Origin of the sequence: Pseudoxanthomonas fibrivorans, assembly GCF_041464125.1 — a bacterium.
Lineage (GTDB): Bacteria > Pseudomonadota > Gammaproteobacteria > Xanthomonadales > Xanthomonadaceae > Pseudoxanthomonas.
Genome location: NZ_JBGNUG010000001.1, coordinates 2,671,949 through 2,691,651, shown reverse-complemented (window position 1 = coordinate 2,691,651; position 19,703 = coordinate 2,671,949). Strand labels below are relative to the sequence as shown.

The 19,703-nt window shown below is 69.9% G+C and carries 19 protein-coding genes; 12 read left to right on the top strand and 7 right to left on the bottom strand.

The annotated features are described in order from the left end of the window. The first annotated feature begins 12 nt into the window (after positions 1-12). The 9 genes from ACA089_RS12430 to ACA089_RS12390 all read left to right on the top strand — a co-directional run bounded on the left by ACA089_RS12430 (position 13) and on the right by ACA089_RS12390 (position 9,672). Positions 13-855 carry a 2-keto-4-pentenoate hydratase gene (locus ACA089_RS12430; protein ID WP_372017218.1) on the top strand — a complete coding sequence of 281 codons (843 nt, stop codon included), beginning with the start codon at positions 13-15 and terminating at the stop codon, positions 853-855. Then, positions 852-1,874, top strand: coding sequence for a TRAP transporter substrate-binding protein (locus ACA089_RS12425; RefSeq protein ID WP_372017216.1), 1,023 nt, complete (start codon positions 852-854; stop codon positions 1,872-1,874). Before ACA089_RS12430 ends, ACA089_RS12425 begins: the two co-directional genes overlap by 4 nt. A gap of 9 nt (positions 1,875-1,883) precedes the next feature. After that, on the top strand, positions 1,884-2,414 hold the full coding sequence (locus ACA089_RS12420) for a TRAP transporter small permease (protein ID WP_372017215.1): 531 nt from the start codon (positions 1,884-1,886) through the stop codon (positions 2,412-2,414). Between the two features lie 3 nt (positions 2,415-2,417). Further along, positions 2,418-3,701, top strand: a complete 1,284-nt coding sequence (locus tag ACA089_RS12415; protein WP_372017213.1) for a TRAP transporter large permease — start codon at positions 2,418-2,420, stop codon at positions 3,699-3,701. A gap of 96 nt (positions 3,702-3,797) precedes the next feature. Beyond that, entirely contained in the window at positions 3,798-4,847 is a 1,050-nt protein-coding gene (locus ACA089_RS12410) for a LacI family DNA-binding transcriptional regulator (protein ID WP_372017211.1), read from the top strand. 142 nt (positions 4,848-4,989) lie between these two features. Further along, positions 4,990-5,838 carry a 5-dehydro-4-deoxy-D-glucuronate isomerase gene (kduI, locus tag ACA089_RS12405; RefSeq protein WP_372017209.1) on the top strand — a complete coding sequence of 283 codons (849 nt, stop codon included), beginning with the start codon at positions 4,990-4,992 and terminating at the stop codon, positions 5,836-5,838. A 68-nt stretch (positions 5,839-5,906) separates the two neighbouring features. Next, a complete protein-coding gene (gene kduD / locus ACA089_RS12400) occupies positions 5,907-6,662 on the top strand; it encodes a 2-dehydro-3-deoxy-D-gluconate 5-dehydrogenase KduD (protein ID WP_372017207.1) in 756 nt (251 codons plus the stop codon). A 159-nt stretch (positions 6,663-6,821) separates the two neighbouring features. After that, complete coding sequence (locus tag ACA089_RS12395; RefSeq protein WP_372017773.1) at positions 6,822-7,946, top strand: GDSL-type esterase/lipase family protein; 1,125 nt, start codon at positions 6,822-6,824, stop codon at positions 7,944-7,946. A gap of 403 nt (positions 7,947-8,349) precedes the next feature. After that, on the top strand, positions 8,350-9,672 hold the full coding sequence (locus ACA089_RS12390; protein ID WP_372017206.1) for a sigma-54 interaction domain-containing protein: 1,323 nt from the start codon (positions 8,350-8,352) through the stop codon (positions 9,670-9,672). A 60-nt stretch (positions 9,673-9,732) separates the two neighbouring features. Here the strand turns inward: ACA089_RS12390 and ACA089_RS12385 are convergent, their stop codons facing one another. The 7 genes from ACA089_RS12385 to ACA089_RS12355 form a co-directional block, all read right to left on the bottom strand. Continuing rightward, positions 9,733-11,076, bottom strand: coding sequence for a transporter family protein (locus ACA089_RS12385; RefSeq protein ID WP_372017204.1), 1,344 nt, complete (start codon positions 11,074-11,076; stop codon positions 9,733-9,735). Positions 11,077-11,131: 55 nt separating this feature from the next. Beyond that, on the bottom strand, positions 11,132-11,956 hold the full coding sequence (locus tag ACA089_RS12380) for a hypothetical protein (protein WP_372017202.1): 825 nt from the start codon (positions 11,954-11,956) through the stop codon (positions 11,132-11,134). Positions 11,957-11,968: 12 nt separating this feature from the next. Beyond that, a complete protein-coding gene (locus ACA089_RS12375) occupies positions 11,969-12,676 on the bottom strand; it encodes a C39 family peptidase (RefSeq protein WP_372017201.1) in 708 nt (235 codons plus the stop codon). 152 nt (positions 12,677-12,828) lie between these two features. Then, positions 12,829-14,403 (bottom strand): adhesin, encoded by a 1,575-nt coding sequence (locus ACA089_RS12370; RefSeq protein ID WP_372017199.1) that lies wholly within the window; start codon positions 14,401-14,403, stop codon positions 12,829-12,831. 44 nt (positions 14,404-14,447) lie between these two features. Further along, entirely contained in the window at positions 14,448-15,104 is a 657-nt protein-coding gene (locus ACA089_RS12365; RefSeq protein WP_372017197.1) for a hypothetical protein, read from the bottom strand. Further along, positions 15,101-15,601 (bottom strand): hypothetical protein, encoded by a 501-nt coding sequence (locus ACA089_RS12360; protein ID WP_372017195.1) that lies wholly within the window; start codon positions 15,599-15,601, stop codon positions 15,101-15,103. The genes ACA089_RS12365 and ACA089_RS12360 overlap by 4 nt, the downstream gene beginning before the upstream one ends. Before the next feature lie 220 nt (positions 15,602-15,821). Continuing rightward, entirely contained in the window at positions 15,822-16,901 is a 1,080-nt protein-coding gene (locus ACA089_RS12355; protein WP_372017193.1) for a PA0069 family radical SAM protein, read from the bottom strand. 97 nt (positions 16,902-16,998) lie between these two features. Between ACA089_RS12355 and cls the strand changes: the two genes are divergently transcribed. The 3 genes from cls (at position 16,999) to ACA089_RS12340 (ending at position 19,581) form a co-directional block, all read left to right on the top strand. After that, positions 16,999-18,441 carry a cardiolipin synthase gene (cls, locus tag ACA089_RS12350; protein ID WP_372017191.1) on the top strand — a complete coding sequence of 481 codons (1,443 nt, stop codon included), beginning with the start codon at positions 16,999-17,001 and terminating at the stop codon, positions 18,439-18,441. A 115-nt stretch (positions 18,442-18,556) separates the two neighbouring features. Further along, positions 18,557-18,832, top strand: coding sequence for a hypothetical protein (locus ACA089_RS12345; protein WP_372017190.1), 276 nt, complete (start codon positions 18,557-18,559; stop codon positions 18,830-18,832). Continuing rightward, on the top strand, positions 18,829-19,581 hold the full coding sequence (locus tag ACA089_RS12340) for a pyridoxine 5'-phosphate synthase (protein ID WP_372017188.1): 753 nt from the start codon (positions 18,829-18,831) through the stop codon (positions 19,579-19,581). Before ACA089_RS12345 ends, ACA089_RS12340 begins: the two co-directional genes overlap by 4 nt. The last annotated feature ends 122 nt before the right edge of the window (positions 19,582-19,703 follow it).

The window sequence follows — 19,703 nt, the reverse complement described above, 5'->3', positions numbered from 1 at the left end:
TGGGGAGACACCTTGAGCACTGTCACGGGCCACAAGGACGATACGCCGGCTCCGCCGGAGCTGGCCGCCATCGCGGACCGCTTCGTGGCCGCACGTCGTCGCGGCGAGGCGCTCGACGCCTTCCCCGGCCACATTCCGGACGACCTGGTCACCGCCTACCGGGTGCAGGACCTGGCCATCGCCCAATGGCCGGACCGGGTGGTCGGCTGGAAGGTCGGCTACATCGCCCCGGAGCGTCGCGACGCCTCCGGGGACGAGCGCCTGCTGGGGCCGATCTTCGCCCGCCAGCTGTGGAATGCCACCGGTAGCAGTACCCCGATTCCGGTGTTCGTCGGCGGGTTCGGCGCGGTGGAGGCCGAGTACGTGCTGCGCCTGGACGCCGATGCGCCCGACGGCAAGCTCGACTGGACCCCCGAGGAGGCGGCCGCCCTGCCGGCGACCCTGTACATCGGGGTCGAGGTCGCCAGCAGCCCGCTGGCCACCATCAACCAGCTCGGCCCGCGCGTGGTGGTGTCCGATTTCGGCAACAACAACGGCCTGATCCTCGGCCCGGAAGTGCCGGACTGGACCACGCGGGACGAGGCCGGACTGCTCGCCGAAACCCTCATCGAAGGCACCAGCGTCGGCACCGGCGGCGCGCAGCGCCTGCCCGGCGGCCTGCGCGCGGCGTTCGCCTTCGCGCTGTCCCGTTCGGCACGCCGCGGCCGGCCGCTGAAGGCCGGCGAGTACATCGCCACCGGCAACGCCACCGGCATCCACGACATCGCCGCAGGCCAGGGCGCGCGCATCGTGTTCACCGGATACGGCACGCTCGACTGCCACGCCGTGCCCGCCCGCCAGGAGACGCCTGCATGACCGGTTTGACCCGACGCCGCCTGCTGCTGGGCGGCGCCAGTGCCGCCTGTGCGCTGCCGATGGCCATGGCCGGCCGTGCGTTCGCCTCCTCGGACAAGATCGACGCCGCGGGCCACCGCGTGCTCACCGCCAGCGACGTGCACGTCACCGACTACCCCACCGTCGAGGCGGTGCGCTGGATCGGCCAGACGCTCGAGCGCGAGACCGGCGGCCGCCTGAAGATCCGCCTCTACCATTCCGGCCAGCTTGGCCGCGAGGCCGAGGCGATCGACATGGCCCGCTACGGGGTGATCGACATCACCCGCGTGTTCTCGGGCGCTCTGAACAACGCCTTCCCTCTGACCCAGGCGCTGTGCCTGCCCTACGTGTTCGACTCGATCGGCCACCTGCGCCGGGTCGTCGACGGCGACGTCGGCGACGAGGTGCTGCGCAGCTTCGAGACCCGCGACCTGGTCGGCCTGGCGATCTACGATTCCGGCGCGCGCTGCTTCTACAACACCAAGCACCCGATCGTCGCGCCGGCCGACCTGCACGGCATGAAGATGCGCGTGGCGGCTTCGGACATCTTCATCAAGCTGGTGCGCCTGCTCGGCGCGAACCCGACGCCCATGTCGCTCGGCGAGACCTTCTCGGCGATGGAAACGCACATGATCGACGGCGCCGAGAACAACATGCGCAGCTTCCATTCCAGCCGCCACTTCGAAGCCGCCAGGTTCTGGTCGGAGACCCAGCACTCCTACGCGCCCGACGTGCTGATCATGTCGCGCGAGAGCTTCCTGTCGCTGGCCCCCGACGACCGCCAGCTGCTGCTGCGCGTGGCGCGCGAATCGGTGCCGGTGATGCGCGCCAGGTGGGACGAGTCCGAGGGCGCCGCGCGCAAGGCGGTGCTCGACTACGGCATCAAGGCCAACGAGGTGGACCTGGCGGCGTTCCGGAAGGCCGCCCAGCCGCTGCTGGACGAGTACCACCAGAAGCCCGAGATCGAAGCCCTGTACCGTCGCATCCGCGACCTCGCCTGACCCGAGACCATGACCGAGACCGCCACCACCGTCCCGGCGCCGCGCGGCGCTGAAGCCGCCGCCCAGCGCGCCCTGGACCGACTCGCCGGCATCGCCATCGCCATCGCCGCCACCGCCCTCGTCGGGCTGGTGGTGGTCCAGGGCTGGCAGGTGTTCGCCCGCTACGTGATCAACGATTCGCCGAGCTGGACCGAACCGGTGACGCTGCTGCTGCTCAGCACCGCGCTCAGCTTCGGCGCCGCCGCCGGCGTCCACACCGACCGCCATTTCGGCTTCTACCTGCTGGCGGAGCACCTGCCGGCCACGGCACGCCGGATCCTGGACCTGCTGCGTCCCCTGCTGATGGCCGCCGTCGGCGCGCTGATCGCCACCTGGGCCGCGGTGCTGCTGCTCGATGGCCTCGACATCAAGATCGCGGGCGCGGCGATGCCGCAGAGCATCAACTACCTGCCACTGTCGATCGGCGGCGCGCTGATCTGCGTGTTCGCCCTCAACAAGGCGTGGCTGGTCCTGCAGCCCGCCCGCACCGAAGGAACCTGATCCATGGCCATCGCCATTCTTCTGGGCCTGTTCGTCCTGCTCCTGCTGCTCGGCATCCCGGTCGCGTTCGCGCTGGCGGTGGCCGCGCTGGCGACCCTGTTCTACCTGGACGTGCCCTCGATCGTGCTGGTCCAGCAGATCTCGGCCGGCGCCGGCTCGGTGTCGCTGATCGCGATCCCGCTGTTCATCTTCGCCGGCGAGCTGATGCTGCGCGGCGGCATCTCCGAGCGCCTGATCGCGCTGGCCGCGGCGCTGGTCGGCCGCATGCGCGGCGGCCTGGGCCAGGTCAGCGTGCTGTCGTCGCTGTTCTTCGGCGGCGTGTCCGGCTCGGCGCTGGCCGACGTCTCGGCCGTCGGCGGCACGATGATCCCGCAGATGGTCAACCGCGGCTACGACCGCGACTACGCGGTCAACGTGTGCATGACCGCGGCGCTGGTCGCGCTGCTGGTCCCGCCGTCGCACAACCTGATCCTGTTCTCGGCCGCGGCCGGCGGCGGCCTGTCGATCGCCGACCTGTTCGCCGCGGGCATCGTCCCGGCGCTGCTGATGACGGTGGCGATGATGATCACCGGCTATGCCGTCGCCCGTCACCGCGGCTACGGCACCGAAGCGTTCCCGGGCTGGCGCGCGGTGGTGCTGCGCCTGGTCGCGGCGCTGCCGGGCCTGGGCCTGATCCTGCTGATCTTCGTCGGCATCCGCGCCGGCATCTTCACCGCGGTGGAGTCGGCGGCGATCGCCGTGGTCTACGCGTTGCTGGTGACCATCGTCCTGTACCGGCAGCTGCGCTGGGCCGAGTTCCGCGGCGCCGTGGTCCATGCCGCCCGCACCACCGGCGTGATCCTGTTCGTGATCGCCACCGCGGCGGTGTTCGGCTGGCTGCTGGCCTACCTGCAGGTGCCGGCGGCGGCGGTGGATTTCCTCAAGTCGGTCGCCGACAGCCAGACCACGGTGCTGCTGATGATCGTGGCGATCCTGCTGATCCTCGGCATGTTCATGGACCTGGCGCCGAAGATCCTGATCTGCACGCCGATCTTCCTGCCGGTGGTCAAGGCGTACGGGATCGATCCCATCCATTTCGGCCTGGTGATGGTTCTGGCCGGCGGCATCGGCCTGGTGACCCCGCCGGTGGGCTCGGTGCTGTTCATCGGCACCTCGATCGGCAAGATCACCGTGGCCCAGAGCATGCGCACGATCTGGCCGTTCTGGCTGGCCGCGCTGGCCGTCCTGCTGCTGGTGGCGCTGTTCCCGCAGCTGTCGCTGTGGCTGCCGGCCGCGCTGCGGGCCTGATCCTCCTGTCCCGGCCCCCCGCCCGGCGTTGTCCCGGGCGGGACACCGGTCCCGCCGCACGGCTAGAATCGACCGACCTTTCCGCCGACCATCCCGATGCCCGCGCGTTCTTCTCTCCAGGCCGACCGGCCCGCCGCAGGCAAGGCGGCCACCATCAACGACATCGCCCGGCTGGCCGGGGTCTCGAAGAAGACCGTCTCGCGCATCATCAACCACTCGCCGCTGGTCCGTAAGGACACCCGCGAGAAGGTCGAGGCGCTGATGCGCGAGGTCGGCTACGTGCCCGATCCGCTGGCGCGCGGCCTGGCGTTCCGCCGCTCGTTCCTGATCGGCATGGTCTACGACAACCCGACCGCCCAGTACATCGTCGACATGCAGTACGGCGCGCTGGACGCGCTGCGCGAGTCGGGGTTCGAGCTGGTGGTGCATCCCTGCGACACCCGCAGCCCGGGCTACATCGACGGCGTGCGCCGCTTCGTCCAGCAGCAGAAGCTGCACGGGGTGATGCTGATCCCGCGCGCCTCCGAGGACCAGAACCTGGCGGACATGCTCGCCGAGATGAGCTGCCGCTACACCCGCATCGTGCCGGTCGGCTTCGAGGACACCGACGGCCGCATGATCGTCACCCACGACCGCGACGGCGCGGCCGAGGCGGCCGACTACCTGCTGACCCTGGGCCACCGCAACATCGCCCTGATCACCGGTCCGCTGGCCTATCGCTCCGCGATCGAGCGCACCGAGGGCTTCGTCGGGACGCTGGCCCGGCGCGGCATCGAGGTGCCGAAGTCGCGGATCATCGAGGCCAGCTACACCTTCGAGTCGGGCGTGGCCGCGGCCGAGAAGCTGCTCGCCGGCAAGGACCGGCCAACCGCGATCTTCTGCGGCAACGACGAGATGGCCGCCGGCGTCTACAAGGTCGCCATGCGCGCCGGGATCAGCATCCCGCGCGACCTGTCGGTGGTCGGCTACGACGACAGTCCGCTGGCCGCCCGCCTGTGGCCGTCGCTGACCTCGGTGCGCCGCCAGACCCGGGATACCGGGCGGATCGCCGCGACCATGCTGATCCGCACCGACAACGCGCCGTTGCCGGTGGCCAGCGTGCGTCCGCACCTGATCGTCCGCGATTCCTGCCAGCCCCCCGCCTGATCCGGGCCCGCGCCGCGACCGGCATGGCCAATTGCCGCACCGCGGAATGACACCGGTTACCGTCCTTCGCTAGAATCCCCTGCCAATGCACAGCCGAGGCCACCGGACACCCGGCCCGGCGCACGCCCCCAGGAGCCGACCGATGTACCAGAAGACCTATTACGCGACCCACCCCGGCGTCATGCAGGGCGCCAGCAACGACGAGCTGCGCGACCTGTACCTGATCGGCGAGCTGTTCGCCGCCGACGAGGTGCGGCTGAACTACACCCACTACGAGCGGTTCGTGATCGGCGGCGCCGCCCCGGTGGGCAAGACGGTCTCGCTGCCGAAGCAGACCGAGCCAGCCTCGGCCGCGGGCAAGCCTTTCCTCGAGCGCCGCGAGCTGGGCGTGATCAACGTCGGCGGCGGCGCCGGCACGGTCACCGTCGACGGCACCGCCTACACGCTGGGTCCGAAGGACGGCCTGTACGTGGCGATGGGCAGCGAGGAGGTGGTGTTCGCCTCCGCCGACGCCGCCAATCCGGCGAAGTTCTACCTGACCTCGACCCCGGCGCACGCGCGCTTCGAGACCAAGCAGCTGTCGATCAAGGACGCGGTGGCGCTGGAGCGCGGCGCGCTGGAGACCAGCAACGAACGCACCATCTACCAGTTCATCGTGCCGGCCACCTGCCAGTCCTCGCAGCTGCTGCTGGGCCTGACCGTGCTCAAGCCGGGCAGCGTGTGGAACACCATGCCGCCGCACCTGCACGACCGCCGCAGCGAGGTCTACTTCTACTTCGACCTCGGCGCCAACGACCGCGTCTACCACTTCATGGGCCAGCCGGACCAGCAGCGCCACATCGTCATGCAGAACGACGAGGCGGTGGTGTCGCCGCCGTGGTCGATCCACATGGGTTCGGGCACCAGCAACTACGCCTTCATCTGGGCGATGGGCGGCGAGAACCTGGACTACACCGACATGAACGTGCTGGACATCTGCCAGCTCAAGTAAACCGCCAGCGCGCCGCGCGGATGCCGCGCGGCGCACCCCACATCCGCATGCAGAGGAAGGGAACCACCATGACGAATCCGTTCAGCCTCGAGGGCAAGGTCGCGCTGGTCACCGGTGCCAACACCGGCCTGGGCCAGGGCATCGCGCTGGCGCTGGCCGCCGCGGGCGCCGACATCGCCGCCGCCGGCATCGTGCCGGCCGACGAGACCGGCGAGAAGGTCAAGGCGCTGGGCCGGCGCTTCCTCAACATCGAAGCGAACCTGATCAGCATCGAACCGGTCGAGCGGATCGTGGCCGAGACCGTCGCCGGCCTGGGCGGCCTGGATATCCTGGTCAACAACGCCGGCCTGATCCGCCGCGCCGACGCGGTCGAGTTCTCCGAGAAGGACTGGGACGACGTGATGAACGTCAACATCAAGTCCGCGTTCTTCATGTCGCAGGCCGCGGGCAAGCACTTCATCGCCCAGGGCCGCGGCAAGATCATCAACATCGCCTCGATGCTCTCGTTCCAGGGCGGCATCCGCGTGCCGTCGTACACCGCCTCCAAGAGCGGCATTGCAGGCATCACCCGCCTGCTGGCCAACGAATGGGCGGCCAAGGGCGTGAACATCAACGCGATCGCGCCGGGCTACATGGCCACCGACAACACCGCGCAGCTGCGCGCCGACGAGGACCGCAACAAGGCGATCCTCGACCGCATCCCGGCCGCGCGCTGGGGTGAACCGGCCGACCTGGGCGGCACCGCGGTGTTCCTGTCCAGCGCCGCGTCGGACTACGTCAACGGCGCCGTGATTCCGGTCGACGGCGGCTGGCTGGCGCGCTGAACCCCACGTCGGGACGCGTACCGGCTGCGGCTGCGCATCCGCCGGGCTGGTGGATGCACCCTCTCTCCGCATCCGTGGCCGGATCCGGTCCCGACCCCGCCCCGCCCGGCCGAGCCGCAAGCGGGGCGTTTTTTTCTTCCACGGACGAGCGACATGTCGATGCGCGTGCTGCCGATCATCGTGTTCGTTGCCAGCCTTGCCGCTTTCGGCGACGCCCGGGCACAGGTGCGCCGGGTGTTCATCGCCGGCGACTCCACCGCCGCCGAGTACGGGCCCGAGCGGGCGCCGCGCAACGGCTGGGGCCAGCAGCTGCAGGGCTTCCTGGATCCGTCCCGCCTCGAGGTCCGCAACCACGCGGTGGGCGGCCGCAGTTCGCGCAGCTTCATCGAAGAGGGGCGGCTGGAGCCGATCACGCGCGAGCTGCGCAAGGGCGACGTGCTGCTGATCCAGTTCGGCCACAACGACGCCAAGTACGAAGACCCGCGGCGCTACAACGAGCCCGAGCAGGCCTATCCGCAGTGGCTGATGCGCTACGTGGCCGCGGCGCGCGAGCGGGGCGCCACGCCGATCCTGCTCACCCCGGTGTCGCGGCGCGTGTGGGATTTCGGCTCGCTGCTCGACACCCACGCCCGCTACACCCGTGCAGTGCGCGACCTCGCCGCGCGCGAGCAGGTCGCGCTGATCGACCTCAACGCCAGCAGCACCGACTGGTTGCGTGCGCTCGGCGACGAGCCCTCCAGGGCGTACTTCGAGCACGTGCCGGAGCGCGACGTTCGCGACGACACCCACTTCAGCACGGCCGGCGCGACGATGGTCGCGTGCCTGGTTGTGCGCGACTGGAAGGCGCTGGATCCGGGGCTCGCCGCCCACGTCGTGCGCGACACCGACTGCGGCGCGCCGGCCACCGCGCGCGCCGAGCTGGCTGCGCAGGCGCAGCCGTCGTCGGTCGTGCACGAGCGCGACGTCGCCCGCCGGCAGCCCGGCCCGCACGGAGGTCCGGGGGAGACCACGGCGTACCCGCTGTTCGCCGATGCACCCGGCCTGGCCTTCGTCATGCGCAAGCGCGTCCTGCACAAAGGTGCCGGCATCGGCCTGCACCTGCATCACAAGGACGAGATCTACTATGTCCTCCAGGGCCGCGGCCGCTACGTGCTCGACGGCAAGGTGCACGAGGTCGGCGCGGGCGACGCCATGCTGACCCGTCCCGGCAGCACCCATGCGATCCAGCAGGTCGGCGACGAGGACCTGGTCCTGATGATCGCGTATCCCGCCAAGGCGCCGTGAGCCGACGCAATTCGTCACATAACTGAATGAAGCTTTTTGGCCTGCGACGGCGTCATCCGGCGTTCTCCTGAGTACTGATGCACCAATGTCCCGTCCAGCGGGACACGATTCGGGGGAATCCGCTCATGCTGTCGAACCACGCTCCATTCCTGTTTCCGGGCACGCACGATGACCTGTCGCGTGCCCGTCACTGCCCTCGTCCCGCGCCTTTCATCTGTCAGCGCCGATAGAGACGACGGCTGGATACCCGACCTGCGCCGCTCCGCCCTCCGGGCGGTCGCGGCGTCCGCGTCGCGTTTTCAGCACGCTGTCATCGCACGCAGGCAGGCTCTGAAGCCTGCCCGGGGGCCGCGGGGGAACGTTTATCCGCCTCGTAGCCCGGATGGATATCCAGGAGCACGACATGGCGGCCGTTCCCGACATACGCAAGCGCTGCATCATCTGGCTGGGCCGACCCGGCCATCACGAACGCGACGTGGTGGCGGCCGCGGGGTGGGAATTGCGCGTGGTCGAGGACGCCGGCGGCGCCCGCATCGGCCTGCGCGGTGGCGACCTGGTCGCCGCGCTGGTCGATCTCCGCGACGCGGATCCGGCATGGCTGGTGACGATGCGCGAGCTGCTGTCGCGCCATCCCGACCTTCCGCTCGTGGCCCTGACCGGCCATCGCCACGCCGGCGCGCCGGCCCCCGAGAATTGCCTGCTGGAACTGCAGGAGCCGCTGGCGCTGGAACAGATCCAGCGCCTGCAGCGCATCGTCGAGGGCGACCAGGTGCCCTCGCCGGGTACGCATGGCGATTGCCTGATCGGCGCCAGTCCGGCGCTGCTGCAGGTGCGTGCGAGCCTCAACAAGTTCGCGCCGGTGGAGCTTCCGGTGCTGGTCACCGGCGAGACCGGCACCGGCAAGGAGCTGGCCGCGCGCGCGCTCCACGACCTTTCGCCGCGCCGGCATGGACCGTTCGTGGCGATCAACTGCGGCGCCCTGCCGCCGAACCTGGTCCAGGCGGAGCTGTTCGGCCATGAACGCGGTGCGTTCACCGGCGCGTCCGGCCGGCGCATCGGCCTGTTCGAGTCGGCCGACGGGGGCACCGTGTTCCTGGACGAGGTCGGCGACCTGCCGCTCGATGCGCAGACCAACCTGCTGCGCGTCCTGCAGGAAGGCACCCTCGAGCGCATCGGCAGCCGCCAGTCGATACGGGTCGACGTGCGCGTGGTCGCCGCCACCCATGTCGACCTCGAGGACGCCGTGGCGCAGGGGCGTTTCCGCCAGGATCTCTTCTACCGGCTCGACGTGCTGCGGCTGCACATGCCTCCACTGCGCGACCGCGGCGACGATGTCGAACTGCTGGCCCGGCACTTCCTCGCGCAGTTCCGCGAACAGCACCGGGTACGGGCGCGGGGCTTCGATGCGACGGCCCGGCGCCAGCTGCATGGCCATCGCTGGCCGGGCAATGTCCGCGAGCTGCTCAACCGCGTGCGGCGCGCGGCGGTGGTGTGCGAGAGCGAGCTGATCGACGCGGCGTCCCTGCAGCTGCAGGACGCGACGGTCGGGGAGAGCGACGGCCTTGGCCGGCTGCGGGTGCACGCCGAACGCGAGGCCATCCTCACCACGCTTCGCGACACCGGCTTCAATGTCAGCGAATGCGCGCGCCGCCTGCGCGTTTCCCGGGTCACCGTCTACCGGTTGTGCAAGAAACACCAGCTCGAACTGGAAGCCCTGCGCACCTGACGCCGCGACGGCACCTTGCCGGTGCCGCCGCGGGTGGAGCGGCGTAGGTCGTGGCGCCTGTTACAGCGAATAGGGCACGCGGAAGCCGAGGGTGAAGTCGGGTGCATCAGGCGTAAGCCCGATGCCCAGCAGCCCGACCATCGTCGCGTGGTCGTTCAATGCGTAGGTCACGCCCAGGTTGAACAGCGCCGAGTTGGCGTCGCTGCCGATGACCTTGCTCCAGGGCTGTCCGTCGTAGCGGGTGCGGGCGCGGGCACTGAGCCGGTTGCTGAGCGACATGCTGAAGCTGGTGCGTTCGTTGAAGGCGAACGCCACGCCTGCACCGAAGTAGAAGGAGTCGCCCAGCTTCACGTCGCCCGGGTTCACCGTGTCCGGATTGTTGTCGATGTCGTCGAAGCTGGACTCGAACGAGTACGTGTAGCCGATGTTCCCGTACAGGATCGCCGGATCGCTGGTCTTGACCGCCGATACGCCGACGCTGGCCTGCCAGGCGCCGTTGCCGGTGGGCTGCTCCTCCGGCACGGCGAAGCGGATGAAGTCGTCGTCGTCGCGCTCGAGCACGGTCCACGGGATCCCGTAGGGCTCCCGCCCGGTGGGCGTGGTGATGCCCACGTTGAGCACGGTTTCCGGCCGACCCGGGGTCTCGGGCAGCATCAGGAAGTTGCCGCTGAAGGTGATGTCGCCCAGGCCGCTGCCGGTGGTCTCCTCCTGGGCGATCGCCCCGGCGGCTCCGCCGGCGCCGCCCTTCTGGTAGACGGTCTTGCGCGCGACGTAGGGGACGTCCATGTTGAGCGTCAGCCGCGGGGTCACGCCCCAGCGCGCGGCGAGGTTGTAGTTCAGCGTGTCCGACTCGACGTTCTCGATCGCGATGCTGCCGAGGAAGATCGCATCCAGCGCGAGGAAGCCGTTGAGCGTGAGCTGCTTGCGGTCATAGCGGTTGTAGGTCAGGCCGTTCTCGATCACCAGCCGCTGGTCGAACAACGTGCGCGTGGCCTGCTTCACGTCGGCGACGCTGCGCGGGATCTCCTTCCGCGCCGCTTCGGCTTCGGCCGCGGTGCTGGCGTAGCCGGCCGGTGGCGACGCCGCCTGCTGGCCGTCGGCGCCGGCCGGCGGCGTGGCGGACGGGGAGCTCGCGATGGGAGCGGCCACGGTGGCGGTAGACGCGATCGGGGCGGCCTGCGAGGCCGCCGGCACCTTGCCCGCGAGCCGGGCCTGCAGGGCCTGCACCTGCATGTCCAGTTCGCGGAGCCGCCGCACTTCCTGCGCGTAGGCGGCCTTGAGCTCGGCCAGGTCCTCGGTGAGCTGGCGCAGCTCGGCCTCGTCGCCCGGGGCCGGAGCGTCCTGCGCCGCCGCCACGAGCGCGGTGGTCGCCAGTGCCGTCAGCACCGCGAGGCGCAATGCCATGGAGGGTCCCGCCGCTGCCTTCCTGATCACCCTGTTTCTCCTTGTTCCGCGTGCTTCAGTAGCCGATGGCGATGCCACGGCTGAGCGCGATCGCCTGGGCGACGTTCTGGCCCAGCACCGTGCGTCCCTGCGACGTGCTGCGGACCACGTCGAGCTCCATCCAGTTGCTGGCCTGGTGGCCATCGGCGGCGAGCTGGATCGTCTGGCCCATGCCGCTTCGGTTGATCCACTGCTCGACCGCGCCCTGCCCGTCGATCTGCAACAGCACGCGGGCGGTGTTGTCCTCGAGCTGGGCGACCGCATTCATGCCACTGACCGAAGCGACGGCCACCGTGGAAGGCGAAGCCTCCGGGCCCGGCAGCACGGCGGCCGCGGCCGTTACCGAGGCGGTCGCCTGCTCGGGGGTCGCCGGCTCGTCGCGGATGGTGATGTGGGCGGTGTTGTTGCCGGCATTGCCGTCGCCGGCGACCTGCACGCTCTGGACCACGCCGGTGACGTTGGCCAGGCCCGAGTTGTCGATCTCGCGCTGTCCATCCGGGGTGGGCACCGGCGCGTCGGCCGCGGTGATGCTCACGTGCGGCTGGAAGGTGACCACCGGGCCGTCAGGCGGGCGTCCGTCGACGGTCACCTTCATGCTGCTGGTCAGCTGCTGCCCGGCCTGGGTCTGCCAGGTCGAGACCATGGTCACGCCGAACCAGGCGACGGTATTGCTGCTGACCGTGTAGCGGCCGCGCATGTCGCCCATTTCCTCGTCGGTCAGTTCGGTCAGGCCGCTGGCCGGTGCCGCGCCCGCGGCCTTCGCTTCCTGCGCCAGGGCCGGCACCGCGGCCGGCGCCGCCGCCAGGCCGATGGCGATGCAGAGTGTCCGTTTCCCGCTCATGGTCGGTTCCTCTCAGAACAGGTCGGCATGGGTGAAACCGAAGTCGAGCAGCTCGGCGTCGGTGATCGGTCCCTGCCGCGCATACAGCGCCCGTGCACTGGGCTTGGTGCTGGGTTGCAGCAGAACGGTGTTTCGATCGAAGTCCGTCCCGATAACGACGAACACGGCCCGGGACGGCCAGGCTTCCAGGAACTGGGGCAGCGGGATCACCCGGTTGCCCAGGATGGGGTCGCCGATCTCCACCATGTCGCCGGTGACCTGCTTGAGCACGACGAAATGACGGAAGCCGTTCACGTCCATCAGCGCCAGGCTGGGGACGCGCAGCGAGCGCAGCCGGTTCTCGTCCACGCGATAGCCACGGCCACGCATGCCCAGGCTCTCCACGTAACGCTTGATGTCCAGCAGCGAGAAGCCGCGCTCCTTGACCACCTCCGGATCGGCCAGCGAAAGCATGCCTTCGATGACGGTGGTCTCGTCAGCGTCCAGGTGGTAGGCGTAGCGCAGGATGGTCGCCAGGGAAGCGGCGCCACAGCTGTAGTCGGTCTGCTGTCGGACGAGGTTGGCGAACCGGGCCTCGCGCATGCTCACCACCGGTGCCCGGTACAGGGCGCCATTGGGCAGCACTCCGGCGAAAGCCACGTCCGCGGCGCGCGCCGCGCCCGCCGGTGCACCGCACAGCAGGGCCAGCAGGGTCAGGCCGGTCACCAGCATTCGCGACATGGCGCATTTCCTTGGAGGGTGGGCCGCCGCGTCGAAGTGGAAGCCCCGTCCCGCGGGGGAGGCGGGACGGGGCGTTCCGTGAGTTCCCGGCCACGGCGGATGGCCGGGAGTCACCCTTTCATCCCTTTCGGGATATCACGTCCGCTTGCGGCTCACTCGCCGCCGCCGCCACCACCCGCGCCACCCGCCGACGGCTGGGCCACGGCCATCGACAGGCTGTTGGCCTGCTGGTTGCCGGTACCCGCCGAGACGTTGACGCCGATGTTGCCAGTCGCGCTCATGAACGCGCTCCCCGACAGCGAGGCGGTGTTGGTCGCCGCGGCCACCGTGTCGATGGTGGGCACGGCAATCACGCCGGACAGCGAAGCACTCAGCGCGTCCGGACCCAGCTCGCCGAAGCTGATGGTCCCTTCCTCGTCCGTGTCGAACGCGATGCCACCCACGCCGTCGGCATACGGATTGTCGACCGCGTTCTGGATCTCGTTGTCCATGTCGATGTGACCGGTCTCCGAGCCGTTCGGATGGTCAAGCTCGCCATCCCAGGTATCCAGGTAGAAGTTGTCCTTCTGGTAGGCGTTGCCGCGGCCCTGGTAGGTCACGTTGCCCAGGCTGCCGGTGATCGCGCCGCTGAGGCTGATCTGCACTTCGGCCACACCTTCCTCGACCTTCGGCGCGTTGGACACGGCGTTGCCCGAGGACATCTGGTTCGAGCTGACCGCCGCCGAAGCGTAGCGGGAGGTGGCGACCGAAGCGGCCAGGCCGTTCTTCTGCTGGTTGTTGTTGCCGGAGGTCACGTTCACGCCGATGTTGCCGGTGGCGGTCGCGAAGGCCGCGTCGCCGACGCTGGCGGTGTTGGTCTGGCCCAGGTTGCTGGTCAGGTTGCCGCTGCCGCTCTGCTGGACGAAGACCTTCGAGTCGGCCAGGCCGAACGCGAAGCTGGCATCCGCGGCCGACAGGGCGGCGGCGTTGTCCTGCTGGTTGTTATCGCCGGCGGCGACGTTGAACTGCAGGTTGCCTTCGGCCTCGCTGGCGGTGTCGTCGGCGATCGACGCATCGTTGGTCAGCTCGTCGTTCATGCCGAGGTTGCCGCTGTTCGACTGGCGGTTGTCGATCACGGCGATCGCGGCGGAATCGATCTCCAGGTCGCCCGACACGGTCGGGTTGCCGGTGAAGTCGATGTCGGAGGTCAGCGACAGGTCCGACTCCAGCTCGGCCGAGACGCCATGCTCGTCGATCTCGGTGTCCTTGGTGATGTCGTGGTCGATGTTGACGTCTTCGTCGTGGGTGATGTCGTTGTCGACCACGTTCCTCTGGTAGTTCCAGGCCAGGTCGACGTCGACGTTCTTGTCCACCGTGGTGTTCTTCTCGACGGTGTCGCTGTACGAGGTGGCGACGTCGTGCGTGACGGTGGTGTCGCGATCGAACGAATCGCTGTAGGACAGGTCCACGGACTTGCTGACGTCCGAGGTGTAGGACGTGTCGACGGTGTTGCTCACGTCGGACGTGTAGGAGGTATCAACCGTGTTGGTCACGTCGGACGTGTACGACTTGTCGACCGTCGAGGTGTACGACTTGGTCTTGCTGAGGCTGGTGTCGATGTCCGTATCGATCGTCGTGTTGGTCGTCCAGTTGTTGACGATGTTGTTGTCGACGGTGGTTTCGGCGTTGGCGGCCGTCGCGGCGGTGATCGCCACGGCAAGCACGGTCCACTTCAGGGTCCTTTTCATGGTGTCCTCTCTCTCTCTTGCTCTCGGTTGGTTGGATTACCGCCTCACGGTCCCGGCGGGAGCGACAACGTCAGGACGTTGCCGGTCGCGTTGGCCGAACCCGCGATCTGATTGAGCTGCAAGACCCCCTCGAACCCGCGCAGCGCGGTGGCTTCCACTGCCACGTTGCGACTGGCGGTCCTCCCCGCCGGGTTGGGGGGCGGCTGCCGCTCCGCCGACGCGGCAACGCCCGTGGACAGCAAGCTGTCCGGCGTTTCGCGTATGCCCTGTTGCGCCAGCACCATCGCCACCGCGTTGTATTCCGCGTTGCCGCTGCCACTGGCCTGGTTGATCGATGCGATTCCGCTCGCCCCGGAGAGCGCCGCGCCGCCGATGGTCGCGCTGGCTTCCCGCGGGAGGTCGTGGACGTCGTCGCTGCGCTGCTGCCGCACGTCGGCATGTGCCATTGCGGCGTCGCCGATCGCGATCGCGCGGACGTTGGCCTGCTGGTTGAGGTCGCCGGCGGACATGTTGACCGCGATGGCGCCCGTGCTGCCGGCCAGCGCGCGATCCTCGATCCGGGTCTGGGCCAGGTAACCGAGCATGTCCGCGTACGCGTCCGCCGCCGGGGCCCGGCCCGCGGCCAGCAGCGCGCCGGCTGCGAACAGCCACGGCAACCACGTGCCGGCCGGGTCGCGACGCCGGGCGCCTGCCGCCTTCACGGACCGGTACCCTGGCCGCCGCTGCCGAGCGGGAACTGCGAGAGCGCGCCGGTGATCGTCGGCGCGATGCCGCGGGTCGCGCCGGTGACCGCGCCGGTAACGCCGCCGACGCTGCGTCCCAGGCTCCCGCCCGACAGCGCGCTGTTGTCGCCAGTGAGGCGGCCGAGCGAGCCGTGCAGCGCACGCTCGGTCATCTGTTGCGGCAGGGTGCCGGTACGGCCCGAGGCATCGACCTGGCCCGTCGACATCGCGGCAAAATCGTCGTCGGTCAACTCGCCGGTGCCAAGCGCCTGCTGGACCTCGCGCGTCGGCGTCGGATCCACGATGAGGGCGATGCTGGGCGGCGCCGGGCGATAGGCGTGCCGCGCGTTGACGTCACGCAGCAGCACGATCTGGCCCGGGGCCGCGTGGACGCCGGTGTGGGCGTCCGCGCCGCGTGCGACGCCCGGCGCCGCAAGCAGCGCCAGGAGCGGTAGGAGGGCAAGGTGTCGTTGCATCGGCGGTCCCCGCGGAATGGCGGGAACAGCAGCGCACGACCCGTGCCAACCTTGATTGTCCTGTTAAAACAATGACTTAATTGATCGACAAGGCGCCCCGCTCCGGTGGGGGTGTTGCATGCGCGCAGCAGCGCGGGCCTCGTATTCGCGGCGGGACGCCGCTGGGGCGGGCTTTCCCGGGTGTTTCAGCCGTGCAACACCTGTTTCGTGGTTTGCAGGCTCAGAACAGCTCGCCCTGCGGCGACGCGGATGGACCGTGGAACCGGCTGCAGTCGAGCGGCTCCATGCCTCGCCGGTCGAAGCCGGCACGCCGGTGGGCGAGGGCGAAGCGCCGCGCCAGCAGCGCGGCATAGGCCCCCTGCCCACGCATGCGGTTGCCGAACGTGGCGTCGTAGTCGCGCCCTCCCCGCATCTGCCGGATCGCGGCCATCACGCGGGCGGCCCGGTCGGGCATGTGCGCCTGCAGCCAGTCGCGGAACAGCGGAGCGACCTCATGCGGCAGGCGCAGCAGGACATAGCCGGCGCCGGCGGCCCCAGCCCCGGCCGCGGCCTCCAGCACCGCTTCGAGTTCGTGGTCGTTCACCCACGGAATGACCGGCGCGAACAGCACGCCGACCGGAATCCCCGCCCCGTGCAGCCGCGCCATTGCGCGCAGGCGCGCATGTGGCGCGGCCGCTCGCGGTTCCAGGCGGGCACCGAGGTGCGGGTCGAGCGTGGTCACCGAGAAGTTCACGTGGATCAGCCGCTGCTCCGCCAGCGGCCGCAGCAGGTCGATGTCGCGTTCCACCAGCGCATTCTTGGTGATCAGGCTGAAAGGGTGGCGATGCTCGAGCATCACCTCGATCAGCCGGCGGGTCAGTTGCAGGCGACGTTCCACCGGCTGGTAGGCGTCGGTGTTGATGCCCAGCGCGATCGGACTGGGCGTGTAACCGGGGCGGGCGAACTCGCGCCGCAGCAGGTCGGGCGCATTGGTCTTCGCGAACAGCCTGGTCTCGAAGTCCAGGCCCGGAGACAGGTTGAGGTAGGCGTGCGAGGGCCGGGCGAAGCAGTAGCTGCAGCCGTGTTCGCAGCCACGGTAGGGATTGAGCGACTGCGAGAAGCCGACGTCGGGCGAGTCGTTGCGGCTGATGATGCTGCGCGCCCGTTCTTCGCGGACCTCGGTGCGTGGCCGCAGCGGATCGGGCCCGGATTCGGGTTCGTCGGCGCCCGCCCAACCGTCGTCCACCGCCTCGGTGGTGGTGCGTTCGAAGCGGCCGGGCAGGTAGTGCCGCGACCCGCGACCCTTGATCGTGGCGCTCATGGCATCACCGTACGCCGGCCGCGTCTCATCGGCGGGGACCCGGCGCGCGCCGCATGAGGCGTTCAGCCGTCGACGCCCTCTCGCCTAGAATCGGCCGATGACCCTGCCCCATGACGTGCTGAACTGGCTGGCCGACCTTCCGCGGCTGGGCCTCTACCTGGTGCTGGCCTGGCTGCTGTACATGGTCGGGCTCGGCGTGTGGATCGTGCTGCAGAAGCGGGAGCCGGTAGCGACGCTGAGCTGGGTGATGTCGCTGGCCCTGCTGCCGTACATCGGGTTCCTGATCTACTTCCTGCTGGGGCCGCAGAAGATCCAGCGCCAGCGGCTGCGGCGTGGCCGCTCGCGTTCGGGCCTGGAGCAGTTCGCGGGGACGCCGGCGGGGGATCCGCAGTGTCTCGAGCTGGCCCGCCTCGGCTTTGCCACCACCGGCCTGCCGCCGTCTTCGGCCACCGCGGCCGACTGGCTGGTGGACGGGTGCGCCACCTACGACGCGCTGCTGCGGGCCATCGCCGGAGCGCGCCACCACGTCCACCTGGAGTACTACATCTGGAACCCGGACCGGACCGGGTTGCGCCTGCGCGACGCGCTGGTGGAGCGGGCGCGGTCGGGAGTGAAGGTGCGCCTGCTGCTCGACGCGGTCGGCGCCGGCCGGATGCGCCGACGCCACCTGCGGCCGTTGATCGACGCCGGCGGCGAGGTGGCCTGGTTCCATCCGACGCGCTTCCAGCCGTTCACCCGGCCATGGGTGAACCTGCGCAGCCATCGCAAGATCGTGGTGGTGGACGGTTCGACCGGCTTTATCGGCGGCATCAACGTCACCGACGAGGAGAACGAATCGCTGCTGGACGGCGCTTACCGCGACCTGCATCTCCGGGTCGAGGGCGCGGTCGTGCGCAGCCTGCAGCTGGTGTTCGTCGAGGACTGGGTCTACGCGATGGGATGCGAACCCAAGGCCTTCTCCGAGCCCGACTACTGGCCTTCGGCGCCCACCGGCGCGGTCGGGGCGCAGGTCCTGGTATCGGGTCCGGATTCATCGTGGGAGGCGATCCACCGGCTGCACGTGGCCGCGATCCACGAGGCCAGGCGCAGGGTCTGGCTGGTCACGCCCTACTTCGTGCCGGGAGAAGCCGCGCGGATGGCGCTGACCTCGGCGGCGCTCGGGGGCCTGGACACGCGGCTGCTCGTGCCACGCCGGAGCGACTCCACGCTGGCCACCCTGGCGGCCCGCTCGTACTTCGACGAGCTGCTCAAGGCCGGGGTGCAGGTCTACGAGTACGGGCCCCGCATGCTGCACACCAAGGCCCTGCTGGCCGACGAGGACCTGTGCATCGTCGGCAGCGCGAACTTCGACCACCGCAGCTTCCGCCTCAACTTCGAGGTATCCATGCTGCTGCGCGACCGGGGAATCTGCGACGCGCTGGCCGCGCACCTGGAAGGCGAGTTCGGACAGGCGCAGCGTGTGCGGCTGGACCGTCCCATGGGGCTGTGGCGGCACCGGCTTCCCGAGGCGTTCGCGCGGCTGCTGTCACCCCTCCTGTAGCGGCGACGGGCGGGCGGCGGTGGCGGACGTACGGGTACCCGGGCGCCCATCGCGCGGGGCATGATGGCCCGCCCGGCCGCATTCCGCCGCCGGGTCAACCCAGGGGAGACGGGTGATGCACTGGCTCTATTTACTGCTGGCCTTCGGTGCCCTGCTGATGGCCATCACCACGGTCCACACGTGGCTCCTGCTGCTGAGCCTGGTGGCGGCGCTGGCGCTGTTCGTCGCCTGGATCCGCGGGTGGTATCTGGACCGCGCCGGCGAGGCGTCGCGCGACGAGACGGCCATGATCGATCCGATCGAGTTGCGCCGCCTGCGCGAACTGGCGGAGGCACGCAAGCGCGAGGCAGCCGGCCCGGCGCCGCAGGATCCGGCACCGCCCACCGCATGAGCACCCGGCTCAGCGTGAACGTCAACAAGGTCGCGGTGCTGCGCAACTCGCGCGGTGGCCGCGATCCCGACGTGCAGGCTGCCGCCCTGGCCTGCCTCGAGGCAGGCGCGCACGGCATCACCGTGCACCCGCGACCCGATCGACGGCACATCGTGGCCGAAGACCTTCCGCCCCTTGCGACCCTGGCCGCGCGGTTCGGCGTGGAACTGAACATCGAGGGCAATCCCTTCGCCCCGCCGCGGACGGGTTATCCCGGGCTGCTGGCGCTGTGCGAACAGGTCCGCCCGGCGCAGGTCACGCTGGTGCCGGACGGGGACGGCCAGTTGACCTCCGACCACGGCTTCGTCTTCGACCGCGACACGACCGCGCTTTCCGCGCAGGTCGCGGCCTTCGCCGCGCTGGGCTGCAGGGTCAGCCTCTTCGTCGATCCGGGCGTGCAGGATCTGGACCGCGCGGCCGCGATGGGGGCGCACCGCGTGGAGATCTACACCGGTCCGTATGCCGGGGCCTTCGCCGACGGGCGGGAAGAAGCCGCGTTGGAGCAGTGTGCGGACACGGCACGGCGCGCGCAGGCGGCGGGCCTGGGCGTGAACGCCGGGCATGACCTGTCGCAGGCGAACCTGGGGCGCTTCCTCGATGTCGTTCCGGACGTCCTGGAAGTCTCGATCGGCCATGCGCTCATCGGCGAAGCGCTGTACGACGGGTTCGACGCCACCGTCCGTACCTACCTGGCGATCACCGCACGCTGATCCGGGCACGCGTCGGCGGCGTTGCCTGGCGGAGGCCGCCGCCATCCCCGGAAAAGAAAAACGCCGCCCGAGGGCGGCGCTTTTCATCACTTCGTGGAGCCTGCCGCTGCAGGAAGCAGGAT

Excerpts from the sequence above, each read along its gene's own strand:
- ACA089_RS12425 (WP_372017216.1), top strand. The coding sequence starts at position 852 with ATGACCGGTTTGACCCGACGCCGCCTGCTGCTGGGCGGCGCCAGTGCC.
- ACA089_RS12420 (WP_372017215.1), top strand. The coding sequence starts at position 1,884 with ATGACCGAGACCGCCACCACCGTCCCGGCGCCGCGCGGCGCTGAAGCC.
- ACA089_RS12415 (WP_372017213.1), top strand. The coding sequence starts at position 2,418 with ATGGCCATCGCCATTCTTCTGGGCCTGTTCGTCCTGCTCCTGCTGCTC.
- ACA089_RS12410 (WP_372017211.1), top strand. The coding sequence starts at position 3,798 with ATGCCCGCGCGTTCTTCTCTCCAGGCCGACCGGCCCGCCGCAGGCAAG.
- kduI (WP_372017209.1), top strand. The coding sequence starts at position 4,990 with ATGTACCAGAAGACCTATTACGCGACCCACCCCGGCGTCATGCAGGGC.
- kduD (WP_372017207.1), top strand. The coding sequence starts at position 5,907 with ATGACGAATCCGTTCAGCCTCGAGGGCAAGGTCGCGCTGGTCACCGGT.
- ACA089_RS12395 (WP_372017773.1), top strand. The coding sequence starts at position 6,822 with ATGCGCGTGCTGCCGATCATCGTGTTCGTTGCCAGCCTTGCCGCTTTC.
- ACA089_RS12390 (WP_372017206.1), top strand. The coding sequence starts at position 8,350 with ATGGCGGCCGTTCCCGACATACGCAAGCGCTGCATCATCTGGCTGGGC.
- ACA089_RS12385 (WP_372017204.1), bottom strand. The coding sequence starts at position 11,076 with ATGGCATTGCGCCTCGCGGTGCTGACGGCACTGGCGACCACCGCGCTC.
- ACA089_RS12380 (WP_372017202.1), bottom strand. The coding sequence starts at position 11,956 with ATGAGCGGGAAACGGACACTCTGCATCGCCATCGGCCTGGCGGCGGCG.
- ACA089_RS12375 (WP_372017201.1), bottom strand. The coding sequence starts at position 12,676 with ATGTCGCGAATGCTGGTGACCGGCCTGACCCTGCTGGCCCTGCTGTGC.
- ACA089_RS12370 (WP_372017199.1), bottom strand. The coding sequence starts at position 14,403 with ATGAAAAGGACCCTGAAGTGGACCGTGCTTGCCGTGGCGATCACCGCC.
- ACA089_RS12360 (WP_372017195.1), bottom strand. The coding sequence starts at position 15,601 with ATGCAACGACACCTTGCCCTCCTACCGCTCCTGGCGCTGCTTGCGGCG.
- ACA089_RS12355 (WP_372017193.1), bottom strand. The coding sequence starts at position 16,901 with ATGAGCGCCACGATCAAGGGTCGCGGGTCGCGGCACTACCTGCCCGGC.
- cls (WP_372017191.1), top strand. The coding sequence starts at position 16,999 with ATGACCCTGCCCCATGACGTGCTGAACTGGCTGGCCGACCTTCCGCGG.
- ACA089_RS12345 (WP_372017190.1), top strand. The coding sequence starts at position 18,557 with ATGCACTGGCTCTATTTACTGCTGGCCTTCGGTGCCCTGCTGATGGCC.
- ACA089_RS12340 (WP_372017188.1), top strand. The coding sequence starts at position 18,829 with ATGAGCACCCGGCTCAGCGTGAACGTCAACAAGGTCGCGGTGCTGCGC.